Origin of the sequence: Chitinophaga sp. (genome assembly GCF_039596455.1) — a bacterium.
Taxonomy (GTDB): domain Bacteria; phylum Bacteroidota; class Bacteroidia; order Chitinophagales; family Chitinophagaceae; genus Chitinophaga.
Window position 1 is genome coordinate 611,146 of record NZ_JBCNJR010000001.1, and the last position, 20,489, is coordinate 631,634.

At 52.2% G+C, this 20,489-nt stretch carries 15 protein-coding genes; 1 reads left to right on the top strand and 14 read right to left on the bottom strand.

Going from position 1 to position 20,489, the window contains the following annotated elements; translation table 11 throughout:
* Positions 1–87 precede the first annotated feature (87 nt).
* The 3 genes from ABDW36_RS02465 to ABDW36_RS02475 all read right to left on the bottom strand — a co-directional run bounded on the left by ABDW36_RS02465 (position 88) and on the right by ABDW36_RS02475 (position 4,020).
* A complete protein-coding gene (locus ABDW36_RS02465; RefSeq protein WP_343700295.1) occupies positions 88–2,130 on the bottom strand; it encodes a thioredoxin domain-containing protein in 2,043 nt (680 codons plus the stop codon).
* A gap of 135 nt (positions 2,131–2,265) precedes the next feature.
* A complete protein-coding gene (locus tag ABDW36_RS02470; RefSeq protein ID WP_343700296.1) occupies positions 2,266–2,952 on the bottom strand; it encodes a uroporphyrinogen-III synthase in 687 nt (228 codons plus the stop codon).
* 135 nt (positions 2,953–3,087) lie between these two features.
* The gene (locus tag ABDW36_RS02475) at positions 3,088–4,020 is read right to left on the bottom strand and encodes a DUF4271 domain-containing protein (RefSeq protein WP_343700297.1); all 933 of its coding nucleotides are present in this window, start codon (positions 4,018–4,020) and stop codon (positions 3,088–3,090) included.
* Between the two features lie 134 nt (positions 4,021–4,154).
* Between ABDW36_RS02475 and hemW the strand changes: the two genes are divergently transcribed.
* Positions 4,155–5,279 (top strand): radical SAM family heme chaperone HemW, encoded by a 1,125-nt coding sequence (gene hemW, locus ABDW36_RS02480; protein WP_343700298.1) that lies wholly within the window; start codon positions 4,155–4,157, stop codon positions 5,277–5,279.
* Here the strand turns inward: hemW and ABDW36_RS02485 are convergent.
* The 11 genes from ABDW36_RS02485 to ABDW36_RS02535 all read right to left on the bottom strand — a co-directional run bounded on the left by ABDW36_RS02485 (position 5,276) and on the right by ABDW36_RS02535 (position 20,269).
* On the bottom strand, positions 5,276–6,295 hold the full coding sequence (locus ABDW36_RS02485; RefSeq protein ID WP_343700299.1) for an NAD(P)H-dependent glycerol-3-phosphate dehydrogenase: 1,020 nt from the start codon (positions 6,293–6,295) through the stop codon (positions 5,276–5,278). The genes hemW and ABDW36_RS02485 overlap by 4 nt on opposite strands.
* Positions 6,296–6,384: 89 nt before the next feature.
* Positions 6,385–7,770 (bottom strand): efflux RND transporter periplasmic adaptor subunit, encoded by a 1,386-nt coding sequence (locus ABDW36_RS02490; RefSeq protein WP_343700300.1) that lies wholly within the window; start codon positions 7,768–7,770, stop codon positions 6,385–6,387.
* 31 nt (positions 7,771–7,801) lie between these two features.
* Positions 7,802–9,250, bottom strand: coding sequence for a TolC family protein (locus ABDW36_RS02495; protein WP_343700301.1), 1,449 nt, complete (start codon positions 9,248–9,250; stop codon positions 7,802–7,804).
* A gap of 149 nt (positions 9,251–9,399) precedes the next feature.
* On the bottom strand, positions 9,400–10,062 hold the full coding sequence (locus tag ABDW36_RS02500) for an ABC transporter ATP-binding protein (protein WP_343700302.1): 663 nt from the start codon (positions 10,060–10,062) through the stop codon (positions 9,400–9,402).
* A gap of 24 nt (positions 10,063–10,086) precedes the next feature.
* A complete protein-coding gene (locus ABDW36_RS02505) occupies positions 10,087–12,501 on the bottom strand; it encodes an ABC transporter permease (protein ID WP_343700303.1) in 2,415 nt (804 codons plus the stop codon).
* Between the two features lie 6 nt (positions 12,502–12,507).
* Positions 12,508–14,868, bottom strand: a complete 2,361-nt coding sequence (locus ABDW36_RS02510) for an ABC transporter permease (RefSeq protein WP_343700304.1) — start codon at positions 14,866–14,868, stop codon at positions 12,508–12,510.
* Between the two features lie 2 nt (positions 14,869–14,870).
* A complete protein-coding gene (locus ABDW36_RS02515) occupies positions 14,871–15,614 on the bottom strand; it encodes an FtsX-like permease family protein (protein WP_343700305.1) in 744 nt (247 codons plus the stop codon).
* 98 nt (positions 15,615–15,712) lie between these two features.
* Positions 15,713–15,913, bottom strand: coding sequence for a hypothetical protein (locus ABDW36_RS02520; RefSeq protein ID WP_343700306.1), 201 nt, complete (start codon positions 15,911–15,913; stop codon positions 15,713–15,715).
* Between the two features lies 1 nt (position 15,914).
* Positions 15,915–18,278 carry an ABC transporter permease gene (locus tag ABDW36_RS02525; RefSeq protein ID WP_343700307.1) on the bottom strand — a complete coding sequence of 788 codons (2,364 nt, stop codon included), beginning with the start codon at positions 18,276–18,278 and terminating at the stop codon, positions 15,915–15,917.
* A gap of 15 nt (positions 18,279–18,293) precedes the next feature.
* A complete protein-coding gene (locus ABDW36_RS02530; RefSeq protein ID WP_343700308.1) occupies positions 18,294–18,983 on the bottom strand; it encodes an ABC transporter ATP-binding protein in 690 nt (229 codons plus the stop codon).
* A gap of 38 nt (positions 18,984–19,021) precedes the next feature.
* Positions 19,022–20,269, bottom strand: a complete 1,248-nt coding sequence (locus ABDW36_RS02535; protein ID WP_343700309.1) for an efflux RND transporter periplasmic adaptor subunit — start codon at positions 20,267–20,269, stop codon at positions 19,022–19,024.
* Between the last annotated feature and the right edge of the window lie 220 nt (positions 20,270–20,489).

Below are 20,489 nucleotides of genomic sequence, written 5' to 3' on the forward strand. Positions count from 1 at the left end.
AAATATAATATTTATTTAGAAATATTCAATGTTAATTTTTCGCTTTAAAACCAAATATATCAAAGGGAATGCAATTTACAACAAAAATCAGATTAAATTAACTATTTCTGATATGTATTCCACAGGTTTCATACAATGATAATCTTTACAGAGATAGATCAAAGTTTTCCCCGTCTGATACCGGTTTTGCAGCAGCGGCATGCCCTCCCGGTCTCCCTCAGCCCCCAGCAGCACCTTGCCGGGCATATACAGCTTGTTCAGCTCCTGCATAATTTGCCTGTACGCGGCGCCGGAAACGGCCAGCTCTGTAGTGCCCTGTACCAGCCGCAGCATCATGGCCGCCCACACGCCAAAAGAAGTGGGATAGCGCACCACTGAACCGGAGAGGCTGGCCGTCATGCCCAGGGCCCGCTCCGCCCAGTCTTTACGGTCAAAAACAACAGACAGGTGCCAAAGGTTATGCGCCATTACCGCGTTACCGCTGGGTACCGCCCCGTCATACACCTCTTTTTTGCGTACAATAACATCTGCCTGGCCGGATGCTGTGTAATAGAAATAACGCGCAGTTTCGTCTCCAAATTGTTCCGTTACCCAATCTGTGATGGCGGCGGCTTTTTGCAGCCAGTCCAGCTCGCCGGTAACTTCCTGCAGCGCTATCAGCGCGCGGATGAGATAGGCGTAGTCATCCAGGAATGCCGGGTAGCGGGCCGTTCCCTCTTTGTACGTATGCCAGAAGGCCGGGGCTGCCCCGGGCTGCTTCATTTTTTCCCAGATGCAGGCCATGGCCTTTTCTGCCATACCAAGCCAGGCTTCTTCTCCAAAGGCGGCGTAGGCCTTGCAGCAGGCGTGTATCATCAGTGCGTTCCAGCCCAGCAGCACTTTATCATCCAGCCCTGGCCGCACGCGCCGGTTACGTGCCTCCATCAGCAGGGCGCGACATTTTTCCAGGAGAGTTTCCAGCTCTCCGGGGCCCATGCCCAGCTCCGCGGCCACCTGTTCCGGGGCTTTGGGCACCCAGAGAATGTTATGGTCTTCCCAGTTGCCATGGCGGCTCACATCGTAATATGCGCAAAAGGCGGGCGCATCATTGCCCAGCAGGTTTTCAATTTCTTCCAGCGACCATACGTAGAATTTGCCCTCCTCCCCTTCGGAGTCCGCATCCAGCGCTGCATAGAAGCCGCCTTCCGGGGAGGTCATTTCACGTTGTATAAAGGCCAGCGTTTGCACTACCGTGCGTTTGTACAACGGGTTGGCGGTCAGTTGCCAGGCTTCGCAAAGCGTATCTACCAGCAGGGCGTTATCATACAGCATTTTCTCGAAGTGAGGGGCCAGCCACTTTTCATCTGTGGAATAGCGGGCAAAACCGCCGCCCAGCTGGTCATAAATGCCGCCGTACACCATCTTGTCCAGCGAAAGCAGGGCCTGCTGCAGCGCGGCCTCATCTTTCTCCGTGCGGTAATAACGCAGCAGGTATTGTATGGTGAAAGTGGCCGGGAACTTGGGCGCACGGCCAAAACCGCCCCATTCCTTATCTGCCTGGCCCATAATGGCCAGGGTAATATCCTTGCATTGGGCAGGTGTGAACAGCTCTTCCTTCGGCAACTGCATATTTACCAGCTCCATACCAAACTGGTTGCTCTGGTGCAGGTGTTGTGTGAGGTTGGACGCCTGGCTTTCCAGTTCATCGCGCTTTGTGTTGAACGCATCTGCCACGGCCAGCAGCACGTCTTTCCACGAAGGCCGGTTAAAAGCCTTGCGGGGCGGGAAGTAAGTACCGCCGTAAAAAGGCTGCCGGTTGGGCAGCAGAAATACGTTTAGCGGCCACCCGCCGGAGCCGGCCATGGCCTGCAACGCATCCATGTAAATATGGTCTATGTCAGGCCGTTCTTCCCGGTCTATTTTGATATTGATGAAGTGTTCGTTCATGATGGCCGCCACGCTTTCATCCTCAAAGCTTTCCCTTTCCATCACATGGCACCAGTGGCAAGCGGCATAGCCGATGCTTACCAGGATGGGCTTGTCTTCCCGCAGGGCGCGCTCCAGGGCTTCTTCTCCCCAGGGGTACCAGTTTACCGGGTTATGGGCATGCTGTAAAAGGTAAGGGCTGGTTTCCTTTGCCAAATGGTTCATGGGAATGAATTACAGATTACGAATTAAAGCGTTTTCCGGCTACAGTTGTTTACCGGCGGAGACTCCGGCTCAAAAGTAAAACGAAAAAAGGGAGCATCTGACGATGCTCCCCAAAAAAGTTATAAGAGATTGAAATTATTTTTTCAGGTTCTGCAGGAACTGTTCCAACGCGGCCACCATGGAGGGGGCTTGAGGCGCCGGGGCTTTCACATCCAGCCGGAGACCGGCCTCTTCTACCGCAGCAGAAGTAGTGGGGCCAAAGGCGCCGATGTGGGTGCCGTTCTGCTTGAACTTAGGCATGTTCTCAAAAAGTGACTTAACACCGGAGGGACTGAAGAACACGATCATATCGTACTCCGTTTTTGTCAGCAGCTCTTTCACATCGTTTGAAACGGTTTTGTAGAGAGAGGCTGTGGCATACTCACACTTGTTAGCTTTCATCCACTCCTCGATGTCTTTCTTCTGGCTGTCTGAACTGGGGAAAAGGAACTTCTCGTTTTCCCGGTGTTTGTTCATTACTTCCAGCAGGCTTTTAGTGGTGCCGTCTGCCCCATAAAAAACCTTACGTTTACGATAGAGGATGAATTTCTGCAGGTACAACGCAACGGCTTCTGTAATACAGAAATACTTACAATCCTGAGACACCTTTACTTTCAGCTCTTCGCAGATGCGGAAGAAGTGGTCTACCGCGTTCCTGCTGGTAAAGATCACTGCCGTATAGGTAATGATATCTACCTTCTGTTTCCGGAAATCCTTACCCGGCACTCCCTCTACCCTGATAAAGGGACAAAAATCCAACCGCACGTTGAATTTCTTAGCCAAGTCATAATAAGGCGATTTCTCTGTCTCTGGCTTAGGTTGGGAAATTAGGATCGTTAGTTGTTTCTCCTGCAAATCTTTTTTTGGCCCGCCTTTTATCATACGTAATTTGCTCTTGTTTTAACAATAGCAGTAATCTTACGGATTACCAGTTAACCAAAGTAAAAGTACCTTTGTAATTATTAAAACCGGCACTACTTCGAATGCGCAAAGGTAAAGAAAAAAATGCAATTTGCTGAAAGAGAGATACTGGCGGATCAAAGAATATGATCTTACGTACCGGTACACAACCAGTAACACTATAAAAAATATCGAAATATAGAGGCTGGTACCGGCTATTTCAGGCGTACAGAAGGCCAGTATCACCAGGAACGGCGCCAGCATAATACCCAGCACCTTGTTGATCAGGTACAGGATAAATACATAGGCATCTATCAGCTCCTCGTTGCCGAATAGCCAGCCGCAGAAGCGCAGCACCACAAACTTTACCAGGTAAATAATGCCTACCAGCAGCATCAGGCCGGGTATCAGCATCCAGGCAATGGCGTTGGTGGGGTAATTGAGCCGGTACATGAGCAGGTACAGGTACAGCCCCATGCTGATGGCAAAAAAGAAATTGAGCAAAAAGTTGGGAAAGGGGGATTGGGACAGCTGGTCTTTCAGCTGGCGCTGGCTGAGCGTGGGATTGAAAAAGGCCCGGAAGAGGTCTGAAAAGTACTTGAGATAAGCCGTCCGGATCACACCCAGCAACAGCAATACGCCGCCCACCAGGTACACCAGCCAGTCCTGGCCGGGGTCTGCTCGTAAGGGGTTGATATCATACTCCGGCGTTTTTCCTTCTGTTTGCAGGTAGCGATTGGTTTTAGCCAGCCGCTGCAGCACGGTATCATACGGGTTCACCTTGGGCAGGGCGGCGGCAGCCAGCGAATCTGCCACGCGGCGGAGCGAATCTGCCACATGCAAAGAATCTACCGTAACTTTGTGCGTTTGCGGCCGTGGGGCAACGGTACGGGCGCGGCGGGCACTATCTGCCTGGCTGAATGCCGGCAGCGCGCTCCATATCATTAACATGAACAACAACCAGGTACGCAACGATCCAAATTTTTATATGCTGTTAACTATTCTTGTTCCAAAAATATCAACAAAACTGACATGTATTTTCGAGGTTTGCAAATTATCCCGATAATTCTTTCTTAAAACAGATCATGGCCGGCATTTATCTTCATATTCCTTTTTGCAAAAAAGCATGCCACTACTGCAACTTTCACTTCTCCACTTCCCTGCAGAACCGGGAAGAGCTGGTGGAGTGCCTGCACATAGAGGCGGAAATGCAAAAAAATTACCTGGAAGGCCTGCCTGTGCAAACCATCTATTTCGGCGGAGGCACGCCCAGCCTGCTGCCCCCGGTGGCCATCAGTTCCCTGCTGGATACGCTGCGGCGCCACTATAACGTACAACCGGATGCGGAAATTACACTGGAGGCTAACCCAGACGATCTGCAGCCGGCAACGCTGGAAGGTCTGAAAACAGCAGGCATTAACCGCCTCAGCATCGGCATCCAGTCTTTTTTTGAAGAAGACCTGCGCTGGATGAACCGGGCACATAATGCGCAGCAGGCGGAAGGTTGCATTACACAGGCACGCGCCGCAGGCTTCGACAATTTCAGCATAGACCTGATTTACGGCGGGCCTACTCTCAGTAACGAACACTGGCGGCAAAATGTGGCCAAGGCCGTGGCACTGGGCGTGCCCCACCTCTCCTGCTATGCGCTGACAGTAGAGCCGGGCACTGCGCTGGACCATTTCATACAGCACCACAAAGTACCGCCCATTGACCCTGACCGGGCGGCGCAGCATTTTGAAATGTTGATGCAGTGGCTGGAAGAAGCGGGTTACGAGCACTATGAAATATCCAATTTTGCCCTGCCTGGCAAACGCTCCAGGCACAACAGCAGCTACTGGCAGGGCAAGCCTTACCTGGGCCTGGGGCCTTCCGCCCACTCATTCAATATCAGCTCCCGGCAATGGAATGTGGCCAACAATGCGCTGTACATACAGGGCGTGCGCAAGGGCAGCCTTGCTTTCGAGAAGGAAATACTGAGCCCGCAAATGGCGCTGAATGAATATATCATGATCTCCCTGCGTACCGAAGCGGGTTGCAACCTGGAAAGGGTGGCAGAGCGGTTCGGGCCCGAAAAGAGCCGCCAGCTCCATTCCGCGGGCAAAGAGTTTATTGAGAAAGGCTGGATGAAGGAAGAAGCTGCTACACTCCGGCTTACGCGTGCGGGCAAGTTTTTTGCGGACGGCATTGCCGCCGCCATGTTCTTTTAGATCAACCCTTTTTCCACTTCCAGGAATGCCTCTTCTGTATGCAGATGCTCCCAGAGTATGGCGTATACCTTTTGCGCAATAGGCATGTAAGCGCCTATTTCTGCATTGATCTCATGTATGCACCGGCTGGCGTAGTACCCTTCTGCCACCATGTTCAATTCCAGCTGAGTGGCCTTTACGCTATACCCCTTGCCTATCATGTTGCCGAACATGCGGTTGCGGCTGTGCAAAGAGTAGCAGGTTACCAGCAGGTCTCCCAGGTATGCGCTGGCATTGTAGTTATGTGCGGTAGGTTGTTTGCCGGCGCCGGCCTGGTATTGTTCATACTTTTCCAGGAACTCCTGCATTTCGCGGAAGCAGTTGGTGATGAACACGCTCAGGAAATTGTCTCCGTATTCCAGGCCGTGCGCAATGCCCGCGCCCATGGCGTAAATGTTTTTGAGCACGGAAGCAAACTGTACGCCCATCACGTCTTTATTCACAATGGTTTGCAGGTAGCTGTTGTTGAACAGGGCGGCAATAGCTTCTGTTTCCGCAGCGTCTGTACCGGAAAAGGTGAGATAAGATAATTTTTCACTGGCCACTTCTTCTGCGTGGCAGGGGCCGGTAATGGTGAAGTACCGCTCCAGTGGCAGATTAAATACATCTGCCAGGTAATCGTTGATCAGCTGGTTGGTACCGGCTACCAGGCCTTTGATGGCAGACACCACTTTTTTTCCTTCCAGCGCGTTGGGCGGCAGCGCGTCCAGCACAGTGCGCAGGAAGGCGGAGGGTACGGCCAGTATAATGGTATCGCTGGCTTTTATTACTTCTTCCACCCGGTGGTCCATCTGCAACAGGCGGGTATCAAAATATACGGAAGTGAGGTAATGTTTGTTATGATGACGCAGCTGCATGTGGCGGATGGTCTCTTCATTCCTTATCCACCAGTGAATATGCTGGTTATTGTCTGTCAGTATTTTGGCGAGGGCCGTGGCCCAGCTGCCGCTTCCAATAATGCCGATATGATTTCCCATGCTCAACGTTTCCTTAATTTCCTGCAATGTAACAAAAAAGCAAAAGCCGGGAAAACTCCCGGCTTTTGCTTTGCTTTATTTGACAGCGGTTATTTACCGCCTTCAAAAAGTTGTGACTTGGGTACCACCTTCACTTTTTTGCCGTTCTCCAGGGTGCGGGAAACCGCAGTGTACGGGCCGCTCACCACTTCATCTCCTTCTTTCAGGCCTTTGGTGATGCGGATGTTATTATCATCCTGGATGCCGGTGCTTACTTCCACCATTTTTACCGTATTATCTTTTTGCAATACAAACACTACTTCTGTGAAATCTTTCTTTTCGTTGTCTGCAGTTGCAGATGACGGCGCGGCAGGAGTAGCGGCATTTGCTTTCTTGTCTTTAGCCCCGCCCTGCCTGGCAGTATCTGCGGGGTTGCGGGTAGTTACAGCGTTGATGGGAATGGCCAGCACCTGTTTCTCTGTACGGGTCTGTATATCCACATTGGCGCTCATACCGGGGCGGAAAGGAAAGCGGCGCCTGTTCTCCGGGTCTATGAGATCTTTATAGGATTCAGGAAGGATGCGGATGTGCACCACATAGTTGGTTACCTGCTCCGCGGAAGAGGTAGCAGCAGTAGCGGTGGCAGCGCCTTTGCTGGAGCTGGCTATCTGCGTAACCACGCCTTTGAACTTGCGGTTATTGTAAGCGTCTACTTCAATAATGGCAGAATCTCCGTATTTCACTTTGGGAATATCGTTCTCTCCCACGTCTACCTGCACTTCCATGGTATTCATATCTGCGATGCGCAGCATTTCCGTACCGGTCATTTGCGCAGTTCCCACCACGCGTTCCCCTTTTTTCACAGAGAGCAGGGACACGGTGCCGCTCATGGGCGCCGCAATAGTGGTACGGCCCAGGTTCTTGTTGGCCTCGGTAAGGTTGGCCTGCGCGCTGGCCACGGCATAGCGGCTGCTGTTGATACGTTGAACGGCGGCGTTATAATCTGCCAGGGCAGACTTGTAAGCAGCCTCTGTAGTTTCAAATTCTGAGCGGGAAATCACTTTCTGACGCAGCAGCTCGTTATTACGGTCAAATGCGGCCTTGGACTGGTCCAGCTTGGCCTTGAAGGCGTTGAGCGCTGCAGAGCTGTTGGCCAGCTCCGCTTCCTGCTGGCTAACTGAAGCGGCGGCACGGTCTCTCATGGAGCCATAAATGTCTGCGTATATCCGCGCCACTACGTCTCCCTTTTTCACAGAATCCCCTTCTTCCACAAGCAGGTCGGTAATTTCGCCAGATACGTCGGAGCTTACTTTCACCTCTATTTCAGGGAAAATTTTACCACTGGCGGAAACCACTTCAATGATGTCTTTTTTGGCAACCTTGTCTGTAGCCACTTTGGTGCCTTCATCCTGGCCGGACATTTTAGTGATTACCAGCAGCACAATAATGGCCGCAAAGCCGCCGATGATCCAGTAAAGCAGTTTCTTCTTCTTCATATACGCTAGGTATTTCTGTGTCCGGCAATCGCTACAGCGATATTTTCTGGTCGCGGTAGAACTCCAGCAATTTTACTTTAAATATATAATCATACAGGGCAGATACTCTGTCAATCTGCGCCTTGAAAAGATTTGTTTGTGTGGTGATGTACTCTACGGAATTCATGAGGCCTACTTCAAAGCGTTTGGTAGCAAAGTCGTACGCCTTCTGCGAAGCCATTTCCGTGGTGATAGCGGCGTTGTATTTCTGCAGGGCGCCTACGGCGTCTGCATGTGCGGTATACACATCCTGCCGGAGCTGCAGGCGGTTCACGTCCATGGTGAGCTTGCGGTTCTCCACTTCAATTTTGGCCCTCTCCACTTCCGAGCGCTGCCGCCAGCCGTTGAGGATGGGGATGCTGAGGCTGAGGCCGAAATTCTGACCGAAGTTATTGCTCAGCTGGTCACCAAAAGGTGTAAGCCGTGTGCCGGGCCTTTCAAAGCCGGGCTGCACCACATTATAAACGGTGCCGCCTACTTCTACGAGGCCTATCGTATCTATTTTGGGCCTTGGCGAGCCAACGGCTTCGCGGTTGGTGTTGGCATAGTTGGTACCGGCGCCGGCGTACATGCGCAGGCTGGGGTACAGGGCGCCGCGGGCGGAGGCCAGGGAGCGGTCTGCCGCTTTCACCAGCATTTCATCTGCCTTGTATTGCGGCTGGTTGGCCAGCGCGGCGCTGAACACCATTTCCGGAGAAGTTTCAAAGAGGTTGAGCATGGGTGCTTTCAGCACGTCTTCCGGAAGCTCTGTTGAAAAAGGTACGGTAAAATCCAGGTTCAGCAGGGCCTTCATTTGCAGCACGGTGGTAATGGCGCTGTTTTGCGCGGTGATGAGCGTTGAGCTGTCCCGCGCCAGTTGCGCCTCCATGTCTGCCTGGTTGCTTTCCGGCACTGAGCCCGCAGCCACCAGTTTTTTGGTATTGTCAAGCTGGGCCTGGCTGAGCGCCACCTGAGACTTCCCTATTTTCACCTGCTCATTGGCCAGTAATATTTGCAGGAACGCGTTGGCAATATTCACGCCCATATCATTGCGCGCCTTTTCCAGCTGGAAGTTCTGTGCATACAACTGGTATTTGGAAGCCTTGATGGCGTTCTGTTTGGTGAACCAGCCGAAGATGTCTGCAGAAGCGTCTATGCTGAAGCCGGAGTTGAAGAGGGATTGTGTTACGAAGGTGTTCTGCGTAGGGTCAATGGAGCGGCCGAAGCGGTAACCTCCGTTTACGCCCGCATTGACGGTGGGCAGCTGGGAGAGGCGGTTCTGCTTCAGCGTAAGCGCTGCCAGCCTTTGCTGCAGCTCGCTTTGCTTGAGGGTCAGGTTATGGGCCAGCGCATAGTCCAGGCAGCGCTGGTAGCTCCAACTGTCCTGGGCGGCTACGGGGCGCGGGTTCACACACAGCAACATTACTGAAATGGATGCAAGGGCAACGGACTTTACTTTCATATCCTGACAAAAATATATTAATTGAAATAACACCTTTCGCGCCTTCTTGATAAATGGCAAATTGTTATTAGGTGTGGCGCCGGGCCACACGAATTTAAGGCAAAACATCATATGATGAGTTTTTAACTTACGGAATTTCAAAAAAGCGCCTATTGCACTTTCCCGTCCTTGATCTGGATAATGCGGTTACCATAGGCGGCATTGGTCTCTGAATGGGTTACCTGTACAATGGTTATCCGTTCGTTCCGGTTCAGGTCTGCGAACAGCTCCATGATGGATTTGGCCTGATCTGAATGCAGGTTACCCGTAGGCTCGTCTGCAAAAATAACGGCCGGTTCTGCCACTATGGCCCTGGCAATGCCTACCAGCTGCTGCTGCCCCCCTGAAAGCTGGTTGGGGAACAGGTCTTTTTTGGCTACAATGTTAAACCTGTCAAGTATGTCAGCCACGCGGCTCTTGCGTTCCGAGCCGGGCATGTTTTTATAGAGGAGGGGTGTTTCTATATTTTCATACACGGTAAGTTCATCTATAAGATGGTATGCCTGGAACACGAAGCCGATGGCCCCCCGGTGCAACTGGGTGCGTTTCTTGTCGTTCATTTTCTGCACCAGTTCACCCTGAAAATAATAATCCCCTTCAGAGGGTTCCTCCAGCAAACCAAGTATATGCAACAGGGTAGACTTTCCTGAACCGGAAGGCCCCATAATAGACACAAACTCTCCTTCGTGGATGTGCAGGTTCACGTCTTTCAGAATTTCCTGTTTCCCGAAGCCTACCGGGTAATGTTTGGTGATGTTGCGTAACTGGATCATGATGTTATTTGAATATGTTGAAATTTACTCTGTACGTAATGATTTTACCGGGTTTGCCAGCGCCGCCCTGATGGTCTGGAAGCTGATGGTAATGGCCGCTACCAGTATGGCAATGAGGCCGGCGGCCAGGAAGGTCCAGATGTTCAGGTTGATGCTGTAAGCATAGTTGTGCAACCAGTTGCCCATTACCAGCCAGGCTATGGGCGTGGCAATGAGGATAGACAGCAGCACCAGCTTCAGGAAGTCTTTTGACACCAGCATGGTAATGCTGCCGATGCTGGCCCCCAGCACCTTGCGCACGCCTATTTCCCTGGTGCGCTGGTTAATGGCCATCATGGCAATGGCAAACAGCCCCATACAGGAAATGGCAATGGTGAGCAATGCGCCGCTTACAAATATCCGGGAAAGTTTCTTTTCGTCGTTATAGAGACGGTTGGTATTTTCATCCAGGAAGGATGCGTTGAACGCAGCGCCCGGCACGGATGCTTTCCAGGCCGCTTCTATTTTCTGCATAGAGCCTTGCAGGTTGGCAGGGTTCACCTTTACAAAAATATAAGACGGCGAGGCTTCCGGGCCGGACAGAAACAGCGTAAGGGGCGCTATTTCTTCATGCAGGGATTTGAAGTGGTAGTTTTTTACTACACCCAGCACGGTGTATTCTTCCTTGTCGCCTTCATCAAACCGGATGCGGTGGCCCACCACCTCTTTTACGCCCAGCTCCCTGGCCATGTTCTCATTGATGAGCAGCCCCAAGGAATCTGCCGCCATGGCGGGATTCATGTCTCTGCCGGCCAGCAGCTGGAGATCCAGCGTTTTCACAAAATCATAATCTATGTTCATCACGTGGGTCTGCACTTCCCGCTCGTTGTGGTCAAAGCTGAGGATGGAGGTAGACATGCTGCCGTCTTTGCCCCGGCCAACATTATTGGAAGAGGCGGTAATGGCGAGTACATCCGGATACTGTTTCAATGCAGTGCGCAGGCGCTGCAGCACCTGGTGCCCGTCATGCCCGTTACCGACAGGTATGCTCACTACTTCGTGCGTATTAATGCCCAGCGGCTTGCTGTTCAGGTAGTTCATTTGCTGCCAGGCCACAATGGTGCAGCAGATCATGATGCAGGAGATGGCAAACTGCACCACGATGAGGGAATTGCGGAGATAGTGTTTTCTGCCAGTGTTGATCTTGCCTTTCAGCACCTGCAAGGTTTTTGAGCTGGCCAGCACCAGTGCGGGATAGCCGCCGGCCAGCAAAGAAATGAGCACAAAACAGCCCACAATGCCGGCCAGTATCTCCGGCTTGAGCAGCAGGGAAAATGGCAGCTTGTTATTGAGGAAAGCGGTGAAACCGGGCATCAGAATATAAGCAAGGGCCATGCCCAACACCAGTGAAATAAAGAACAGGATCATGGCTTCCCCGCATAGCTGCATCACCAGTTGCAGCTTGGCCGCACCCAGCATTTTGCGCATGCCTACTTCTTTAGCGCGGGTAAAAGCACGCGCCATGGTGAGGTTCATAAAGTTAATGCTGGCGATGAACAGCAGGAACATGGCTATGAACAGCAGCATGTACAGCACGGGGCGCTTCATTTTACTGAGGGAAGAACGGGGGTCGAAATGCACATCGTTCATGGGTATCAGCCCCAGGCGCATATAGTCTCCCTCCAGGCCGGGTTGGGCGCCCATTTTTTTCAGCTCACCGATCCTTTTGGCGTAGTGGGCCGCCATAAAATTTTTACCTCGTTTTTCAAAGGCCAGCGGGTTGCCGCCAGGTTGCAGCTGTACAAACGTGTGCAGGCTGAAGTTCTCCCACTGGTCCTGGTCATTTTTATAAGACGGGTTGTTTTCAATGCGGAGCAGCACGTCAAAGCGGATGCTTGACTCATCAGGCACATCTTTCAGCACCGCGGCCACCCTGAAGCTTTCCCAGCTGCTACCCAGCCGCAGCAGCACGGTTTGCCCTACAACGTCTGCGTTTTTGAAGTATCTTTTGGCGGTAGTCTCCGAAATCACGGCATCGTTCAGCCCCATGGCGGTGCTGCCTGTTATGGCAGGAAAGCTGAACATTTGCAGGAAAGCGCTGTCTACGCAAAGCAGGGTAACCTCCTGCGGCAGGTCATTATTGGTGCGCATGCTGGCGCCGCCGTTCGAAAAGCGGGTTACCGCCTTCAGGCCGGGCATTTCCGCAGCCAGGGCGGGGCCCATAGGGTAAGGCATGTTGGAGCGGCCCTTCACCTTATCGTGATAAGACTCTTCCAGGTACACCTGGTACAGGTCTTTTTTGTTTTCCTGGAACTGGTCAAATGTGAACTCCCGGTATACGGTGAGGCACAGCAGCAGGGCCACTGCTATGGCTATGCTCAGCCCTGCAATATTGATGGCAGAAACCTGTCTGGACTTCCAGATGCTTCTCCAGGCTATTTTCAGATAGTTCTTTATCATGGCAAATCATTCAGATCTTAAAGATTTCACCGGGTTCATCCGGGCTGTTTTGATAGATTGATAACTGACGGTGAGCATGGCCAACGCCAGCGCCAATACGGCGGTAGCTAACAATACCCACCAGGCCACATCTACGTGATAGGCAAACCTGTTCAGCCAGCCATGCATGAAGTAGGCGGCCAGGGGCAGCGCTATGGCAATGGCAATAAGCACCAGCCGCAAAAATTCCTTGCTGAGCAAAGCCAGTATCTGCATCACCGTGGCGCCCAGCACCTTGCGGATACCTATTTCTTTGGTGCGCTGCTGGGCAGTGAAAGTGGCCAGCCCAAACAGGCCCAGGCAGGCAATGAAGATAGCCAGCAACGTAAACGCGGCGGCCAGCCTGCTGATCACCTGCTCGCTGGCGTACATGCGGGCAAAAGACTCATCCATATACTTGATGGTGAAAGGATAGTCCGGGTTGAACTGTTTGTATACCTTTTCAATGCTGGCTATAGCTTTTTCTGTTTGGCCAGGCTGTATGCGCACCATCACCAGCCAGTTGCCGGACGGTTGATAGCGGATCAGCAGCGGGCCTGTTTTCAGCTGCGCATGGTTGCTGGCAAAATCTTCCGTTACGCCCAATACCGGGCGCGGCACTTCATCTACCGTAATCAACCTGCCAACGTACGGTTTTTTGAGCTTCATCAGCTTGGCGGCGGTTTCATTGAGCACCACTCCATTTGCATCCGAAGGATGTTCAGGAGAGAACATCCTGCCTTCCAGCATCCTTATCTGCATGGTTTTTTCAAGGTCGTAACCCGTCCACAAATTATCTATCAGTATGTTCTCATCTTCATTTTTGCCGGGCCAGGAAATATTGCTGCTGTTATTGCCTACCTGGATGGGTATCTGGTCTGCCTCCGTTACAGACACAATGCCCGGCATGCCCAGCAAGGCATTTCGGAAGGCCGCATTGTTCTGCGCTATACTGCCTTCGTTCTGGAAGTATACCACCTGGTCTTTGTTCAGGCCAAGGTTCCTGTTTTTGATAAAATGGATCTGCTGGTATACAAGAATGGCGCCCACAATGAGCACGGTAGACACTGCAAACTGGAAAACCACCAGCCCCTTCCGCAGCCAAAGCGCGCTGGTACGCAGGCGCAGCATACCGCCTTTGAGCGTGGCCACAGGGTGCAGGGAAGAAAGGTAAAACGCGGGGTAACTGCCTGCCACAAAGCCGGTGAACAACGCGAGCAGCAGCAGCCCGGTTATATTGTACCAGGTAAACAAGCGCACGGTGAGCGTAACGTTCACCATTCTTTCAAAAGCGGGCGTCAGTATCCACACCAGCAGCAGTGACAGCGCTGTGGAAATAAATACCATGGCGTAAGACTCTCCCAGAAACTGCCCTATGAGAGCGCCTTTGCCGGCGCCTATGCTTTTGCGCACCCCCACCTCCCTGCTGCGCTGGGTAGCGCGGGCGGTGGAAAGGTTCATAAAATTGATGCAGGCTATGAGCAATACGAAAATGGCCACAATAATGAACAGGCGTACATATTCAATGCGCCCGCCACTTTCTTTGCCTTTCTCAAACTGGCCCTGGAGATAAATATCCTGGAAGGGGTAGAGGAATACGTCCGTTTTGGCATCTTGCTTATTGCGTTTAATGATGTCTTTTATGCGGGCATTCATTTTCCGGAGATCGGCCCTGGTGTCTGCCAGCACATATGTACGGGGGGCATTGGCGCCCCACTCCTTCAGCCACTGGTTTTCCGCTACCAGCCTTTCCATGGGCAGCAGCCATTCAAATTTAAAAGTAGAGTTGACCGGATGATCTTTGATAACGGCGCTAACCTGGTAATCTTCCTTATTGTCCAGCCTCACCACCTGCCCCAGTGCGCTGGCTTCTCCAAACAGGCTGCGTGCCAGCTTTTCCGTGAGCACAATATCATTGGGCCGTTTTAACGCGGTAGCCGAGTCTCCCGCTATGAAAGGAAAGGAAAACACCTGCAGCATATCATTGTTGGCGTACTGCCCTGTCATTTTCACATTCCTGTCTTGCACACGCAGCAGCTTGTCTGAGCTCCAGGAAAGTATGCCGGCTTTGAGAACGCCCGGTATCTCTGCCTTCAGGCGGTCTGCCAGCGGGCCGGGAGTGGCCGTTACGGTAAAAATATCATTCTCCGCCAGGTACTGATGCTCGTACACCTGGTAGATGTTTGCCAGCTTTTCATGATGACGGTTGAAGCTCCATTCATTGGCCACCCAAAGCAGAATAAACATGCAGCAGGTAAGCCCGAAGGTGAGCCCCGCAATGTTGATCACCCCGAACACCTTGTTATTCCACAAATTCCTCCATGCTATTTTTACATAGTTCTTCCACATGTTTATTCTGTTTTAAGTGATTGAACGGGGTTAGACAGCGTGGCTTTTACCGATTGGAAACATACCGTGGCCAGTGCAATGGCCACCGCAATGCCGCCCGCGGCCAGGAACATCCACCATTGCATGTCTATGCGGTACTCATGATCCTGCAGCCAGCGCCGCATCAGGTACCAGGCCAGCGGTATGGCCAGCAAAATGCCTACCAGCACCAGTCGTATAAAATCCTTGCTGAGAAGGGTTACCACACTGCCTGCAGAGGCGCCCAGCACTTTTCGGATGCCTATTTCCCTGGTACGCTGTTCCACAACATAAGCCACCAGGCCAAACAGCCCCAGGCAGGCCACAAAAATGGCTTTAACGGGGAACACGTCAAAAAAGGTGGAATCTGCGTAATATACCGTATGCTCCACAAACTGTCGGTCCCTGCTTTTCACCACCCAGTTGCCGGTTTTACGTAAACGTACAAATTGTTCCACTGCGGGATAGTCTCTCACAATGGCGGCGCCCATGGGCGGGGAAGAAGTGGCCAGCGTCATATCGCTGCCACCGTAGCGGATGTCTGAATTAATGCGGTAGGTCCTGTCTGCGAGCGGGTTCCAGCTTTCATAGCTCAGCTCGTCAAACACGTAAAGGGCAATCAGCAGGCAGCAGGCCAGGCCTACAGCCAGCCCTCCTACGTTGATGAAGGTGTACCCTTTGTTTTTCCAAAGGCTGCGCCAGGCTATTTTCAGATAGTTCTGCAGCATAGGTTACATTTTACTGATAACGATGGTCCCTTTATTGCGCATGAGGTGGCGCATGGCCACTTCGAAGTAATTTCCGAGCATAACCGGCAATTATATGGTTAGCGATACAACCCCTTTTTCCTGTAAAGGTTGATGCAGTAAAGCCCAACAATCAACACCAGCAAAGCGGGAACGGCTACGTATGGCAGCACCTGGAACAGGTCTCCGGCAGCAGGCCCTCCTTGCTCCCCGGAAATATAACCGGGGCTGAGCTGGGCGCTCACCAGTTTGTTGAGAAAGCAGGTCAATGACTTTTCCATGTTACTCTGTTTTTAGGCTGCGCACGGGGTTTACCAGCGCAGCTTTTATAGACTGGAAGCTGACAGTGAACACAGCTATCAGAATGGCCAGCAAACCGGCTGCGGCAAAGGCCCAAACCGGCAGTGGTATGCTGTAGGCAAAGTTGTCCAGCCACTGGCTCATGGCGTACCAGGCAACGGGCGTGGCAATGAGTATGGCTATCAGCACCAGCTTCAGAAAATCTATAGAAATGAGTTGTACAATATTGGTGACGGAGGCGCCCAGCACTTTGCGGATGCCTATTTCTTTTGTGCGTTGTGAAATAGAGAAGGTGGCCAGGCCGAAGAGGCCGAGGCAGGAGAGAAAAACGGCTACTCCTGCAAAGCTGATAAAGAGTTTACCGGTGCGCGCTTCGCCGGCGTACATTTTGCTGTAGCCCATTTCGAGGAACAGCGGCTCAAACGGGTAATCAGGGTTGTAGCGGGCCCACACGCGGCTGATAGCGTCTACCACATCAGCTGTGCGCACACCATCTGTTTTGATGTACAATTGGCGGCTTTCCGGCCAGGAATACATGACCAGCGGTTTGATCTTATTGTGCATAGAACCGCTGTGAAAATCTTTCACCACGCCAACGATCACGCCTTTGGTGTCATACAGTCTGAACGATTTGCCGACCGGGTTTTTCAACCCGGTGAGTTTCACCGCTGTTTCGTTCAGTATGTAGGACGCTGAATCTCCCTTGCCGGGCCGGAAATTACGGCCTTCTTTCAGGGTGAGTTTCATGATGGGTATAAAGTCAGCGTCTATGCCTATGGAATTCACATTCAGGCTCTGACCGGCTTCCTTGCCTTCCCAATCGGTATCGCTGGTGGCATTGTCTACCGATATTACATTGGCAGTACCAAACGTAACGGCGGTAACACCCGGAATACCTTTCAGCTCTTCCTTCACTGCGGCCGCATGCTCACGCATGTTGCGGAGCTGGAACAGGAAAACATTCTTTTTGTCGAAGCCGAGGGGTTTATTGTGGATGTAGCGAAGCTGGAGGCCGATTACCAGTGTGCTGCCTATCAGCACCACGGAGATCATGAACTGCACCACCACCAGCGATTTCCGGAAGTAACCGGACCTGCCGGAGGTGCTGACTTTTCCTTTCAGCGCTTTCAGGGGACTAAATGAGGTAAGCAGCAGCGCGGGATAAATGCCGGCCAGCAGCAGCATGAACAGCATGCCTGCGCCCAGGATGCCGAGCATACGGCCATCGAGCAGGTCCAGCGTCATCTGTTTGCCGGTAAGATCGTTGTAGAGCGGCAGCAGTATATACACCAGCCCTAAAGCCAATATCAGGGCAATGGTGAAAACCAGGATGGATTCGCTGAGGAACTGGCGGAACAGCTGCGGACGGTTGGCGCCCACTACCTTGCGCACGCCGATCTCCACCGCGCGCTGGCTGGCACGGGCAGTGGAAAGGTTGACGTAGTTGATGCAGGCGATCAGTAATATCACAACGGCCACCAGGAAAAATATGCGGATCACTTTGATCAGCCCTTCCCTGCCGTCTGCTTCATAAAAATGCACATCGGGCAGCGCTTGCAGCAGGTACCCCCTTCTTTCAATGCCTTCGTTGGGGCTTTTGGTCACCCAGATCTGACTCAGTTGCTTCTCAGTGGCGGCCAGGTTGGTGCCCGGCTGCAGCTGCAGGTAAGTGCGTACGTAAAAGCTGCCCCAGTCGTCGTCGGCCGACTTCCAGTAGGCATTGGCCTGGTATCTTTTAACAACCCGGTCGAATGGAAAGATGATATCGTACCGGATGCTTGAATTTTCCGGCATGTCCTGCATCACACCCGAAACGGTGAACTGGTGCTCTTTATCGAGCGTGAGCACTTTACCGACAGGCTCATCGTTCCCGAAATATTTTTTGGCAACGGATGCGGAAATAACGATGGAATTGATGCCGGTAAATGGCCTGTTACGGTCACCTTTCAGCAACGGGAAATTAAAAATAGTGAAGAGAGAAGGATCGGCATAGGCTGTCTTTTTTTCATAAAACACCTTGTCCCCGTATTGGTATCGGGAAAAATCCCAGTTGGTGGAGATACGGACGGTATGCAGAATAGCCGGTATCTCTCGGCGGGCGTGCGGAGCCACGGCGGCCTGGGTGGTTTGCCAGAACTGCATGGCGCCGCCCGATTCGAAAGTGCTGTGAACTTCGTAAATATTTTCGGCGTTGGGATGAAAAGTGTCATAGCTCAATTCATCCTGCCGCCACATGAGCAGCAGGGTGGTAACTGCCAGACCAATGGCCAGCCCGCCAATATTGATAGCAGCATACAGCTTCTGTTGTCTGAGCGTTCTCCAGGCTATTTTGATGTTACGAAGCATAAGCAGGACCGGGTTTTACACGTGAAACTGTTCCTTGATATTTTCTGTTACAACTTTACCGTCAAAGAGGTTAATGATGCGGTGGGCAAAACCGGCATCGTAGGGAGAGTGGGTCACCATGATGAGGGTGGTACCGGCATCGTTCAGTTCCTGCAGCAGCTTCATCACTTCTTCACCATTGGTAGAATCCAGGTTACCGGTAGGTTCGTCCGCCAGTATCAGCTTGGGTTTGGCCACAACGGCGCGGGCAATGGCCACACGTTGCTGCTGGCCGCCGGAAAGCTGCTGGGGGAAGTGGTTGCGGCGGTGCATGATGTTCATTCTCTCCAGCACCTCTTCCACTCTTTTTTTCCTTTCACTGGCCGGCACTTTCAGGTACAGCAGCGGCAGCTCCACGTTCTCGAACACGGTCAGCTCGTCAATGAGGTTAAAGCTCTGGAACACAAAACCAATAGCTCCTTTACGCAGCTGGGCGCGCTGGCGCTCGCTCATACGCGCTACCTCCTGGCCCCAGAAGTGGTACTCCCCGTCTGAAGGATTGTCAAGCAAGCCAAGGATGTTAAGCAGGGTAGACTTGCCGCAGCCGGAGGGGCCCATGATGGCTACAAACTCGCCATCCTGCACTTCCATATAAATACCGTTCAGCGCAGTGGTTTCCACCTCTTCGGTAGTAAAAAGCTTCTGTAAATTGACTGTTCTGATCATTGTGCTTTTTGTTTGTTGGTGATTGGATTGGTTGTTAGTTAAAATTCCAGTACTTCCTTATTACCGAAATTTTCATAGGGTGAGGTGATCACCTGCTCGCCGGCCTGCAGGCCTTCCAGCACTTCAAAATATACAGGGTTTTTGCGGCCCAGGGAAATGTTGCGTTTCACGGCCCTTGTACCGCTCTTGTCTACAACATACACCCAGTTGCCGCCGGTATCTGAAAAGAACCCGCCCACGGGCAGCAATAATGCTGACGAAGACTTCCCTAATTCTAGGCGGATAGGAGAGGATTGCCCGCGCCGGATCCCTTCAGGTGCCGCGGCTGAAAAATTCATATCTACTTCAAAGCGCCCGTTCTTTACCTCCGGGTATACTTTGGATATTACCATTTCATTGTTTTTGCCATTGAACTCAAAGTTGGCCTTCAGCCCTGCAAACACTCTTGAAATATAGTGCTCGTCTACTTCCGCCCGCATCTTGAACCCGTCAAGGTCATCTATCTGGCCAATGTTCTGGCCGGCGGAAATGCTGGTGCCCACTTCTACATTGATGGAAGACAGCTGCCCGTCTACCGGGGCGCGCACCACCAGGTTGTTGAGGTTTTCTTTCATCAGGGCCAGGTTGCGCTGCGTTCTGGCAATGGTGCCCTCCAGCTGGGAGATCTGCGTCTGGGAATTGTCTATCTGGTAGGCCTGCGATTTTACTTCTATTTCCCGCTGCCGCACCAGCTTCTCATAGTCACGCTTGGTTTTCAGGTACTCCTGTTCGGCTACCACCTTGTCTTTGAACAGCTTTGCATTACGTTCGTAAATGTCTTTGGCCTGGTCTACCTGGTAATCCAGGTCGCTCAGGGTCTTTTCCAGCGCAAACCGGTCTTGCCGCAACCGCAACCGCGTATTCTGCAGCTCGTTGATGAGGCGGTACATTTCCGTTTCGCGGTTCACAAAGTCCATCATCAGGCGCTGGTTCTCCAGCCGGAGAATGGAATCGCCCTGTTTTACCATGCTGCCGCCTTCCAGGAACTTGTTGGCCACATAGCCGCCTTCAATGGCATCCAGCCGGATGGTCTTCAGCGGGTGCACCACCGCCGTTACTACAATATATTCGTCAAAAGACCCCTGCGTTACCGTAGAGATCGTGATCTTGTCTTTTTCTACATTCAGTTTGCTCCTTTTGTCCGCAAAAATGAAGCTCCACAGGATGAGCAGTACCAGTATACCCCCTCCGCCAACGAGAAAAATGCGTTGTTTGGTCCAATATTTCTTTTTGAGTTGTCTGTCCATGATCTTAATTGCTGCCTGAGATTAACCAATCCATGTGCCAAGCCGTGCCAAAGCGCCAAATCATTCACCATGGCTCGTTTGGGGAGCATGGTCACCTGCGGCCCTGTTCCAAAGCGGACAGGCGGTGTCCGTTTCCGGACACGGCAGGCAGGTGGCGGACACCCGCTAAAATAACCGCGCAACGAAAAAAATCTTTCTTTAATATTGCTTCCGGGGCCGT